8 protein-coding genes are annotated in these 11580 nt (G+C 72.0%); 4 read left to right on the top strand and 4 right to left on the bottom strand.

The window, feature by feature from the left end; all coding sequences use genetic code 11:
- The 3 genes from C5508_RS17450 to dnaK form a co-directional block, all read right to left on the bottom strand.
- On the bottom strand, positions 1-896 hold an 896-nt coding region (locus C5508_RS17450; protein ID WP_104526203.1), incomplete at its 3' end, for a DnaJ domain-containing protein.
- Between the two features lie 18 nt (positions 897-914).
- Positions 915-1613 carry a nucleotide exchange factor GrpE gene (gene grpE, locus C5508_RS17445; RefSeq protein ID WP_104526202.1) on the bottom strand — a complete coding sequence of 233 codons (699 nt, stop codon included), beginning with the start codon at positions 1611-1613 and terminating at the stop codon, positions 915-917.
- On the bottom strand, positions 1610-3466 hold the full coding sequence (dnaK, locus tag C5508_RS17440) for a molecular chaperone DnaK (protein WP_104526201.1): 1857 nt from the start codon (positions 3464-3466) through the stop codon (positions 1610-1612). Before dnaK ends, grpE begins: the two co-directional genes overlap by 4 nt.
- Positions 3467-4345: 879 nt before the next feature.
- On the opposite strand from dnaK, the gene C5508_RS17435 reads away from it, so the two are divergent.
- From C5508_RS17435 to C5508_RS17425, 3 genes are all read left to right on the top strand, one after another.
- Positions 4346-6646, top strand: coding sequence for a heterodisulfide reductase-related iron-sulfur binding cluster (locus C5508_RS17435; RefSeq protein ID WP_104526200.1), 2301 nt, complete (start codon positions 4346-4348; stop codon positions 6644-6646).
- 135 nt (positions 6647-6781) lie between these two features.
- On the top strand, positions 6782-7738 hold the full coding sequence (locus C5508_RS17430) for a DUF389 domain-containing protein (RefSeq protein WP_198598159.1): 957 nt from the start codon (positions 6782-6784) through the stop codon (positions 7736-7738).
- Positions 7739-7798: 60 nt separating this feature from the next.
- Complete coding sequence (locus C5508_RS17425) at positions 7799-9133, top strand: MFS transporter (RefSeq protein WP_232797252.1); 1335 nt, start codon at positions 7799-7801, stop codon at positions 9131-9133.
- On the opposite strand, the gene dcd is transcribed toward C5508_RS17425, so the two are convergent.
- Entirely contained in the window at positions 9102-9689 is a 588-nt protein-coding gene (gene dcd, locus C5508_RS17420; RefSeq protein ID WP_104526198.1) for a dCTP deaminase, read from the bottom strand. The genes C5508_RS17425 and dcd overlap by 32 nt on opposite strands.
- Before the next feature lie 143 nt (positions 9690-9832).
- On the opposite strand from dcd, the gene C5508_RS17415 reads away from it, so the two are divergent.
- Positions 9833-11580, top strand: a 1748-nt coding sequence (locus C5508_RS17415; RefSeq protein WP_157944137.1) for a S8 family serine peptidase, incomplete at its 3' end; no start/stop codon positions are given.

The raw sequence follows: 11580 nt of genomic DNA, 5'->3' as shown, positions 1-11580 counted from the left end.
CCTGTGGCAGTGACAGGCCGGTGCTCGGCCACGTGGACGACCACGAACAGATCACCGGCCGGCCCGCCCCGCCGCCCCGGCGCCCCCTTGCCGGCGAGCCGGATGCGCTGGCCGTCCTTCACCCCGGCCGGGATCCGGACGGTGATCGTGCGGGTCTGGGTGGTGATGCCGCTGCCGGCGCAGGTCGGGCACGGGTCGTCGATCTCCTGCCCGCTGCCGCGGCAGTTCCGGCAGGGCTCGGAGAAGGCGAACGCACCCTGGCTGCGGCTGGTCACTCCGGCGCCCTGGCACACCGTGCAGATGTGCGGGCTGGTGCCCGGCCTGGCCCCGCTCCCGGCACAGGTGGCGCAGGTGCCCGGGCTCTGCATCCGCAGGGGCACCGTCACGCCGAGGACGGCCTCCTCGAAGGAGAGCGTCGCCTCCGTCTCGACGTCCTGCCCGCGCGCCGGTCCGGATGCCGCCTGGCTCCGCGCCCGGGCACCGCCGCCGGCGCCGGCGGCGCCGCCGAACAGGCCGCCGAGGAGGTCCCCCAGTCCGCCGGCGTTGCGAGCGCCCCCACCGGCCGCGCCGAAGAGGTCGCCGAGGTCGAAGGGCTGACCGCCGGGCCCGGCGCCCGGGAAACCGCCCGGGAACCCGGCCCGGGCGCCCGCACCCCCGGCGCCGAACAACCGCCGTGCGTCGTCGTACTCGCCGCGCCGCTTCGGGTCGGAGAGCACGTCGTAGGCCTCGGAGACGTCCTTGAAGCGGGCCTCGGCTTCGGCGTTGCCCGGGTTCTTGTCCGGGTGCAGCTCCTGGGCCAGCTTGCGATAGGCCTTCTTGATCGCGGCGGCGTCGGCGTTCTGGGGAACGCCGAGCGCGCCGTAGTAGTCCTTCTCGATGAAGTCACGGGTGCTCATCGACGCCCCCTCTCCGGATCAGTCCGACGCCGAGGCGCCGGTCTCGTCGCCGGACGGCTGCGCCGCGGCCGGCTCCTGGGCGGGCGCCGGGTTCTCGGGCTCGGTGACCGCGACCATCGCAGTCCGCAGCACGCGGTCCCCGCGGCGGAAACCCTGCCGCAGAACGGTGCTGGCCGTCGGGACGCCGACCTCGGCGGACGTGTCGTGCATGACCGCCTCGTGCAGCGACGGGTCGAACTCGTCGCCGGCCTTCCCGAACGCCTCGACGCCGAGGCCGTCGAGCAGCCCGAGCACGCGGTCGCCCACCACCTTGAAGGCGCCGGTGAGGTCGCCGTGGTCCCTCGCCCGCTCGATGTCGTCGACGATCGGGAACAGCTGGGCGGCGAACCGCTCGGCCGCCTGGTCGACGACCAGCGTGCGGTCGCGGTCGACCCGGCGCCGGTAGTTGGCGTACTCGGCGGTGACCCGCTGCAGGTCCTCGGTGCGCTCGGCCAGCTGCTGGGCCAGGTCGCCACCACCGTTCCCGGCGACGGGCTGTTCCACCGGCTGCTCGGCGGCCGGCGTCTCGTGCTCGCTCATCTGCTCCCCTGGGAGGTCGGGACGGGGCCGTGCGCCGGCCGGCTGCTCGCCGGCCGGCGCACGGACTTCACCAGTGGTCGGGTCGATCCGCCGCTTGTCCCGGATCACGACCCGCGGCTGCTCTTCCCGCTCTGTCATCGGCGGTCGGTGTCCTCGTCGACGATCTCGGCGTCGACCACGTCGTCGTCGTTCGTCGTCGACGCGCTCTCGGCACCGGCGTCACCGCCGGCCTCCGGACCGGCCGCCTCGGCCTGCTGGGCGTAGAGCGCCCCGCCGACCTCCTGGGACACGCGGGCCACCTTCTCCTGCGCGGCCTTGATGGCGGCGATGTCGGAGCCGCCGAGGGCCGAGCGCAGCTCGGAGAGTGCCTCGCCGAGCTCGTCCTTCTTCTCCGCGGGGATCTTGTCGCCGTTCTCCGCGAGGAACTTCTCGGTCTGGTACTGCAGCGACTCCGCGAGGTTGCGGGTCTCGGCCTCGTCGCGGCGGCGCTTGTCCTCCTCGGCGTGCGCCTCCGCGTCCTTCATCATCCGCTCGATGTCGTCCTTCGGGAGGGCCGAGCCGCCGGTGATGGTCATCGACTGCTCCTTGCCCGTGCCGAGGTCCTTGGCCGACACGTGCACGATGCCGTTGGCGTCGATGTCGAAGGCCACCTCGATCTGCGGGACGCCGCGGGGCGCCGGCGGCAGACCGGTCAGCTCGAACATGCCGAGCTTCTTGTTGTAGGCGGCCATCTCGCGCTCGCCCTGGAAGACCTGGATCTGCACCGACGGCTGGTTGTCGTCGGCCGTCGTGAAGATCTCGCTGCGCTTGGTCGGGATCGTGGTGTTGCGCTCGATGAGCTTGGTCATGATCCCGCCCTTGGTCTCGATGCCCAGGGACAGCGGGGTGACGTCGAGGAGCAGGACGTCCTTGACCTCGCCGCGGAGAACACCGGCCTGCAGCGCGGCACCGATGGCCACGACCTCGTCGGGGTTGACGCCCTTGTTGGGCTCCTTGCCGCCGGTCAGCTCGCGCACCAGGTCGGACACGGCCGGCATGCGGGTCGAGCCACCCACGAGGACGACGTGGTCGATCTGGCCGACGGAGATGCCGGCGTCGCGGATCGCCTGGTTGAACGGCGCGCGGGCCCGGTCGAGCAGGTCCTGGGTGAGCCGCTGGAACTCGGCGCGGGTGATCGTGACGTCGAGGTGCAGCGGACCCTCGGCGCCGGCGGTGATGTAGGGCAGGTTGACGTTCGTCGACTGCGCACCCGACAGCTCGATCTTCGCCTTCTCGGCGGCCTCGCGGAGGCGCTGCATGGCCAGCTTGTCCTTGGACAGGTCGATGCCGTTGGAGGCGTTGAACGTCTGCACGAGGTGCTTGACGACGCGCTCGTCCCAGTCGTCACCACCGAGGTGGTTGTCACCGGCGGTGGCCTTGACCTCGATGACGCCGTCGCCGATCTCCAGCAGCGAGACGTCGAAGGTGCCGCCACCGAGGTCGAACACGAGGATCGTCTGCTCGGTCTCGCCCTTGTCCAGGCCGTAGGCCAGCGCGGCCGCGGTCGGCTCGTTGACGATGCGCAGGACGTTGAGGCCCGCGATCTCGCCGGCCTCCTTGGTCGCCTGGCGCTGGGCGTCCTCGAAGTAGGCGGGGACGGTGATGACGGCGTCGGTCACCGGCTCGCCCAGGTAGGTCTCGGCGTCCCGCTTCAGCTTCTGCAGCGTGCGGGCGCTGATCTCCTGCGGCGTGTAGCGCTTGCCGTCGATCTCGTCGGTCTTCCAGTCGGTGCCCATGTGGCGCTTCACCGACCGGATGGTGCGGTCGACGTTGGTGACCGCCTGGTTCTTGGCCGACTGGCCGACGAGGACCTCGCCGTTCTTGGCGAAGGCGACGACCGACGGGGTGGTGCGCGAACCCTCGGAGTTGGCGATGACCGTCGGCTCGCCGCCCTCCAGGACGGTGACGACGGAGTTGGTGGTGCCGAGGTCGATACCGACCGCTCGAGCCATGGAGATGGCCTCTCTTCCGTGTGCTGGGTTTGGTGCTGGTCCGTGTGGGTCGGCCGAGGAACCGCGGCGCCGGCAAGCCTTGCGCCGGGTTCGCTCAACTTTCCTGCCCAGCTTAACGGCACTCGGTGCAGCCGTGTTCCCGGGGTGCGTCCCCTCGACTCAACTTCGCCGTATCGCCGCGGGATGCGCGGTCGACGGCGCCGACCTCGCCAGCAGCACCCCGTCCTCGCACTCCAGCGCGGGGTCCGCGTGCCGGCGGCGAGGGCCGCCGTCCACACTCCGGGCCGACGTCCACGCCTCGAGCGGTTCCCGCCCCACCGACGAGACCAGCTCGGCAGCCTGGCCCGTGGGCAGGGCGGCCGCAGTAACCAGCCACGGGCGGCCGCCCGGGTCTGGCAGATGCCGCTGCCCGGGTCCGCCGACGTTCTCGTCCGGCTCACCGATCCCGGGCAGTGGCGCCGTGGCACGGGCTACGTCATGGCCTGCGCACCCTGGCGCCTGAGGAACGATGGCGCTCCGGGCCGGTGCGGCTGACCTCTGCGCCCAGCACGCTGGTCGACTGCGCCCGGGAGTGTCCTCTCGACGACGCCGTCGTCGTCGCCATGGACGCCACCGTGCTCACCGGACACGCGACGGCCGAGCAGCTGCGCGCGGCGGCGGCCGCGTCCCGACGGATCGTGATCCCCACATCGGATTACCCGCGAGTAGCCTTCTGGCGCGCCCGCTATCGTGCGCAGCAGTGCGGGCAGTGGTGCCCGCACGCGCCCGCACGACCGGCTCGCGAGAGCGAGCCGAGGGAGCGCGCACCACATCCAGCCTCGTCGCCCCACGTGGCCGACGGGAGTCAGCCGACGCCGCCAGGCGTCCGGGGAGGAAAACATGACGGGCCCGCTGCAGATCGTCCTCGGGACGATCAGCGTCCTGTTCCTGATCGTGGCCTCGGTCCTGGCCTACCGCGCCGTGCGCGCGATGGTGCGGATCATCCGCACCGGCCAGCCCGACGGCACCCGTTTCGGGCCGGTCAAGACGCGGCTGAAGACGCTCGCGATCGAGTCGCTCGGCCACACCCGCATGCTCAAGTGGTCGTCGATCGGCATCGCGCACTGGTTCGTGTTCGTCGGCTTCTACGGTCTGTTCCTGACCCTCGTCGAGGCGTTCGGCGAGGTCTGGAACCCGGCGTTCCACCTGCCGATCATCGGCGAGTGGAGCCTGTGGAACCTGTTCGCCGACATCATCGGCACGGGCACGATCCTCGGCATCGTCTACCTGATCTACCGGCGCCAGAAGGACCACCCGCGCCGCCAGGGCCGCAAGAGCCGCTTCGCCGGGTCGAACGAGGGCCGCGGCTACTTCGTCGAGGCCGTCGTCCTGATCGTCGGCACCTGCATCCTGCTGATCCGCGCACTCAAGGTCTCCTCCGACCTCACCGACGCGCCGGCCTGGTCGCACCCCGTCGCGAGCGCCCTGGGCAGCGTCCTGCCCGACAGCCCGGACCTGCTGTCGATCGTTGCCTTCGTCAAGATCGTGGTCTCGCTGGCCTGGCTGGTCGTCCTCAGCCGGATCCTGAACATGGGTGTCGCCTGGCACCGGTTCAGCGCCTTCTTCAACATCTACTTCAAGCGCAACGCCGACGGCGCCCCCGCGCTCGGCCCGCTGCTGCCGATGTCCAGCGGCGGCAAGCTGATCGACTTCGAGGATCCGGGCGAGGACGACGTCTTCGGTCGCGGCAAGATCGAGGACTTCACCTGGAAGGGAATGCTGGACTTCAGCACCTGCACCGAGTGCGGTCGCTGCCAGAGCCAGTGCCCGGCGTGGAACACGGGCAAGCCGCTCAGCCCGAAGATGGTGATCATGGACCTCCGCGACCACCTCTACGCGAAGGCCCCTTACATCCTCGGTGAGAAGACCGCCGCGGAGACCATGCCGGACTACGACGTCCTCAAGCCCAGCGACGAGCAGGTCTGGGCCTCCGGCTACGCCCGCATCGAAGGCACCAACGACGCGCAGGCCCACCGCCCGCTGGTGGGCACCCTGGAGGAGGGCGGGGTCATCGACCCCGACGTCCTGTGGAGCTGCACCAACTGCGGCGCCTGCGTCGAGCAGTGCCCGGTCGACATCGAGCACATCGACCACATCCAGGACATGCGCCGCTACCAGGTGCTGATCGAGTCGAACTTCCCGTCCGAGGCCGGCGTCATGATGACCAACCTCGAGAAGCGCGGAAACCCATGGGGCATGGGCGGCAACGTCCGCGAGGACTGGATCAAGGAGCTGGACTTCGAGGTGCGCGTGGCCGACGGCCCGCTCCCGCACGAGGTCGAGTACCTGTTCTGGGTCGGCTGCGCCGGCGCCGTCGACGACCGCGCCAAGAAGGTCACCAAGGCCGTCGCCGAGCTGCTGCACACCGCCGGCGTCGAGTTCGCCGTCCTCGGTAACGGGGAGACCTGCTCCGGTGACCCGGCCCGCCGCATGGGCAACGAGTTCCTGTTCCAGCAGCTGGCCATGGAGAACGTCGAGACCCTCAACGGCGTCTTCGAGGGTCGCGTGCCCGGCACCCGCAAGATCGTCGCGACCTGCCCGCACTGCTTCAACTCACTGGGCAAGGAGTACCCGCAGGTGGGCGGCGAGTACGAGGTCATCCACCACACGCAGCTGCTCGGACAGCTGGTGGAGGAGGGCCGGCTGACCCCGGTCACGCCCGTCGACCGCAAGGTCACCTACCACGACCCGTGCTTCCTGGGCCGGCACAACAAGGTCTACACGCCCCCGCGCGAGATCCTGGACTCCGTCCAGGGCCTCACCACGCAGGAGATGCACCGCTGCAAGGACCGCGGCTTCTGCTGCGGTGCCGGCGGTGCCCGCATGTGGATGGAGGAGAAGATCGGCAAGCGGATCAACATGGAGCGCACCGAGGAGGCGCTCGAGCTCGATCCCGACGTCATCTCCACCGCGTGCCCGTTCTGCATCACGATGCTGAGCGACGCCCTCACGAGCAAGAAGCAGAACGGCGAGGCCGGCGAGCACGTCGAGGTCCTCGACGTCAGCCAGATCCTGCTGCGCTCGATGCAGCCGGTGGCGGTCTCCGCCCAGGGCGCGGAGCAGGGTGCCGACGTCGGCACCAAGGCCGACGACGTGGTCGGTCTGGATTCGGCGAACACCATCCACGACCCCGAGAACTGACCCACTCGAACCGACGACGGCGCGCGAACACCTGCGAGGGGGACGCGCGCCGTCGTCGTTCCGGTGTAGCCAGGGAAGGACCACACTCTCCCCCACCCCTCGCACGCCCGCGGCGGGACCCTGCACAGTGGCCGGATGCTGTTGCAGCTGCGGGTGACCGTGCCCGCCGACCGGACCGAGCAGGTGCGCGACCTGTTCGCCCACGATCCGGGGACCGCGCACCTCGCCGTGCTGCGTGGCGCCTCGGTCGCCCCCGCCGGGGACCTGGTGCTGGCCGACGTCGCCCGCGAGTCGGCCGACGGCCTGGTCGCGGCGATGCGCGACCTCGGGATCGACCGGGACGGCGGGATCGCGATGGTGGCCGTGGACGCCGCCGTCTCCTCCGCGGCCCGCCGCGCGGAGGACGACGCGCCCGGGGACGGCGCCGACGCCGTCGTCTGGGAGCAGGTGGTGCGCACCACCGACGCCGACTCCTCGCTGTCGGTCTCCTACCTGGCGTTCCTCACCATCGCCACGCTGCTGGCCGCGGTGGCCATCATCAACGACTCGGCGGTCCTGGTGATCGGCGCGATGGTGCTCGGCCCCGAGTTCGCTCCCCTGGCCGCCCTCGCCGTCGCCCTCCTGCACCGCCGGCCCTCCATCGTGCGGCAGGCGGCGACCTCGCTGCTCGTGGGGTTCCTGGTGGCGATCACCATCACCACCCTCGCGGTGCTCGCCGGCCGGGGTCTCGGCTGGTTCGGCACGGAGCTCCTCAGCGCCGAGCGCCCCGCGACCGGCTTCATCACCGCGCCCGACCGGTGGTCGGTCGTGGTGGCGGTCCTCGCCGGGATCGCCGGCGTCCTGTCGCTGACCTCGACCAAGAGCGGCGCGCTGGTCGGCGTCTTCATCTCGGTGACGACCGTTCCCGCAGCGGCGGACATGGCCCTCGCCCTGGCTCTCGGCGGGCGCGAGGAGTTCACCCGCGCCGCCACCCAGCTGGCCATCAACCTGGTGGGGATCCTGGTCGCGGCGCTGGCCACGCTGGCGCTGCAGCGCGCCGTCTGGCACCGCGTCCCGCGCACCGTGCCCAGGGTGGCGGGCGTGCGCAGCTGAGGTGCACCGGGCAACCAACCCGACCGCGGTGTTCCGCCCGCCATGGAGGACGATCGCGGGGTGAGTCGCAGCGCCCCGCCCGTCCTCGCCCCGGCGGGGTCCCGGCGACGCGGCCTGGCCCTGATCGCCGTGGCCATCGTGCTCACCGGCCTGAACCTGCGCACCGCCGTCAACAGCATCGGCCCGGTGCTGGAGGAGATCGAGACGGGTCTGGGGCTGTCCAGCGGGCTGGCCGGACTGGTGACCTCGCTGCCGGTGCTCTGCTTCGCCGCCCTCGGTTTCGCCGGTCCGCCGCTGTCGGCCCGGTTCCGCGACTCGCAGGTGCTGGCCGGCGCGCTGCTCACCATGGCGGCGGGGCTGGTCCTGCGCAGCGCCGCGGGCTCGTTCGCCCTGTTCGTCGTCGGCACCGTGATGGCGATGACCGGCGGCGCCCTGGGCAACGTGCTGTTGCCCAGCATCGTGAAGCGCTACTTCCCCGATCGCACCGGTCTGCTGGTGGCCGCGTACAGCACCGCGCTGAGCGTGGGGGCGGCCGTCGCCTCTGTCGCGACCCAGCCGATCGCCGACGCCGTCGGCGAGGACGGCTGGCGCTGGGCGCTGGGGATCTGGGCGGCGGTGGCGCTCGTGGCCGCGCTCCCCTGGCTGCTCGTGCGCCCCACCCCGGGGGCCTCGCGCGCCTCGCACGCCGCCGTCGGGCTGCGGGTGGTGCTGCGCAGCCGCCTCACGCTGGCCCTCACCGCCTTCTTCGGCCTGCAGGCGATGCAGGCCTACGTGATCGTCGGCTGGTCGGCCCAGTACCTGCGCGACACGGGCCTGAGCGCCGCGACGGCCGGACTCCTGCTGGGCGTCAACTCGATCGTCGCCATCCCGGTCAACGCGATCGTGCCCGTGCTGACCGTCCGCCCCCGCTGGCAGTGGCCGCTGCTCTGCTTCTTCATGTGCTGCTACCTCGCCGGCTGGATCGGCCTGTGGACGGCCCCGCTGGCCGCGCCGTGGCTGTGGATGGTGCTGCTCGGCCTGGGCCTGGGCACCTTCGCGATGGTGCTGGCGCTGCTGGGCCTGCGGGCCCGCACCCCGGTGACGACGGCGGCGCTGTCCACCGTCACCCAGGGCTGGGGCTACCTGGTCGCCGGTGCCGGCCCGCTGCTGGTGGGCGTGCTGCGCGGCGCCACCGGCGGGTACGACGGCATGTTCGTGCTCGTCCTGGCCGGGGTCGCCGCTCTCTGGTCCCTGGGCTGGTTGGTCACCCGGAACCGGTACGTCGACGACGAGATCGCGCACCTGCTGCCGGCCGCCGACGGCGGCAGCCCCGGCGGCGACGGGATCGAGGTCGCCGGCGCGGAGCCGCCGGTCAGCTCACGGATCAGTCGGGACGGCGGGTCTCCGCGCGGGTGAAGTTCCGGTAGGACCGCGACGGCGTGGGGCCGCGCTGGTCCTGGTAGCGCGAGCCGTACACCGCCGAGCCGTAGGGGTGCTCCGCCGTGCTGGTGAGGCGGAACATGCACAGCTGGCCGATCTTCATCCCGGGCCACAGCGTGATCGGCAGGTTGGCCACGTTGGACAGCTCCAGCGTGATGTGGCCGGAGAAGCCGGGGTCGACGAACCCCGCGGTCGAGTGGGTCAGCAGACCGAGCCGCCCGAGCGAGGACTTGCCCTCCAGACGGGCGGCGAGGTCGTCGGGGAGGCTGATGACCTCCAGCGTGGAGCCGAGCACGAACTCCCCCGGATGCAGCACGAACGGCTCGTCGCCGTCGGGCTCGACCAGCGTGGTGAGGTCATCCTGCTGCGCCGCCGGGTCGATGTGGGTGTACCGGGAGTTGTTGAACACGCGGAAGTACCGGTCCAGCCGGACGTCGATGCTGGACGGCTGCACCAGGCCCGGGTCGTAGGGGTCGATCCCGAGGCGTCCCTCGGCGATCGCGGCCGTGATGTCGCGGTCGCTCAGCAGCATGGCGCGGAGTCTAGGGAACCGGTCCTGCCCTCCCTCCGGGTGAATCCGCTCGGCCACGTCTCAACCGGGGGGCCCGACGTGCCGAAGCGAGCCAGGAATGCCTCCCGGACCGACCGGGGAGCCGCGCCGGAGGGCTGCAGCGGATGACGAGCAAGCGGGTCATGGGGATCGTCCTGACCTCGGCGGTGGTGGCCGGCTATGCCGGTGCCGCGGTCTGGTCGGCGTGGGCCCAGCCCTCCGTCGAGCTCGTCGCCGGCTACGGCGAGGGCGACGGCCTGACCCGCTACGTGCTCACCGCGCAGCCCGGGACGGCCGGATCGGACCTGCTGACGTCGCTGGACGCCGTTCCCGGGGTGGCCAGCGCCCAGTGGATCGACGGCACGCACGCCCTCGTGGCGACCGACGGCGTGGCACCCGAGCGGCTGGGGGCGGTGCCCGGGATCGACGCGGTGGAGCTCTCGCCGTCGGTGCCCGTGCTGGGGACGGTCACCGACCCCTACGCCCGCGACTACGGCTGGAACCTCGAGAACACCGGCAGCAACGCCTACCAGCAGGCCGCCGTGGCCGACGCGGACGTCGACGCCACCGCCGGCTGGGACATCGGCACCGGCCACGGCCGGGTCGTCGCGGTGGTCGACACCGGTTTCGACTCCGACCACCCCGACCTGGTCGGCTCGCTGTGGACCAACCCGCGGGAACGGTGCGGCACCACCGACACCGATGGCAACGGCCTCCCCGGCGACTGCCACGGGTGGAACTTCGCCACGAACTCCGCCGACATCGACAACGGCAGCATGGGCACTCACGGCACCAGCGTCTCCGGCATCGTGGGCGCCCGCGCGAACAACGGCGTGGCCACGGCCGGCGTCGCGCCGGACGTGACGATCATGCCGCTGGTCATCGGCAGCGGGTCGGGCGTCGACGTCGTCCTGGGGGCCAAGGCCATCCGGTACGCCGTCGACAACGGCGCCGACGTCATCAACGCCTCGTGGGGCGGGCAGTTCAGCGGCTGGCCCCTGCAACTGCTCCGCGAGGCAGTCGCCTACGCCGAGGCCCACGACGTCCTGGTCGTCGCGGCGGCCGGGAACGACTCCCTGAACCGGGACACCAGCATCGTCTACCCCGCGAGCCTGACCGAGCCCAACATCGTCACCGTCGGCAGCTCCACGGCCGCCGACACGATGGCGGCCCACTCCGCGTACGGAGCGGCGTCGGTCGACCTGTTCGCGCCCGGCGAGCTGGTCGCGGTCGTCTGGAACGACGGCGGCGTCCGCGTCGGCAGTGGCACGTCGTACGCCGCACCGCACGTCGCGGCCGCGGTCGCCCTGTACCGGTCGGTGATGCCGACCGCCTCCGCCGCCGAGCTCAAGGCGGCGCTGCTGGGCGACGTCGACCCCGTCGCGGCTTTCTCCGGGAAGTCGGTCACCGGCGGACGGCTCACGATGGCCGGGCTCACCGACTCCGGCGCGACCGTCCGGTACGCCTTCACGTCGATGACCGCCCGTCCGGGCACGGTCACGCCGACGATCGGGATCAGCACCCCCGGCGGCCCCGGCACCTACACGGTGGGCGTCGGCCTCGGCATGGAGCAGGACGGCGAGATCTGGGCCCTGTCGCAGAAGGCCGTCACGCTCGACGGCGTCACCGTGCCGACCGACGACGCCGGCGACGCCCGCTTCGACCTGGTCGCGTTCAGCGACGGCACCGCCCTGTCGCCGTCCATGGAGTTGGCCGAGGGCCGCTACGTGCTGACCGTGCAGCTCCACCGGGACGGCGAGCCGCTGGGCCGGATGCACGCGGCACCGCTGCTGGTCTCGTCCTCGGCCGCGCCCGGCAGCCCTGCGCCGGGCACCCCGACGCCGGGGACCCCCCTCCCGGGCATGCCGGGTGC

Origin of the sequence: Blastococcus atacamensis, assembly GCF_002938425.1 — a bacterium.
Taxonomy (GTDB): Bacteria; Actinomycetota; Actinomycetes; order Mycobacteriales; family Geodermatophilaceae; genus Blastococcus; species Blastococcus atacamensis.
The sequence above is the reverse complement of the archived record's forward strand: the minus strand, read 5'-3'. Positions and strand labels throughout refer to the sequence as shown.

Bases quoted from the DNA above. Each gene is read 5' to 3' on its own strand.
- grpE (WP_104526202.1), bottom strand. From the start codon at position 1,613: ATGACAGAGCGGGAAGAGCAGCCGCGGGTCGTGATCCGGGACAAGCGG.
- dnaK (WP_104526201.1), bottom strand. From the start codon at position 3,466: ATGGCTCGAGCGGTCGGTATCGACCTCGGCACCACCAACTCCGTCGTC.
- C5508_RS17435 (WP_104526200.1), top strand. From the start codon at position 4,346: ATGACGGGCCCGCTGCAGATCGTCCTCGGGACGATCAGCGTCCTGTTC.
- C5508_RS17430 (WP_198598159.1), top strand. From the start codon at position 6,782: ATGCTGTTGCAGCTGCGGGTGACCGTGCCCGCCGACCGGACCGAGCAG.
- dcd (WP_104526198.1), bottom strand. From the start codon at position 9,689: ATGCTGCTGAGCGACCGCGACATCACGGCCGCGATCGCCGAGGGACGC.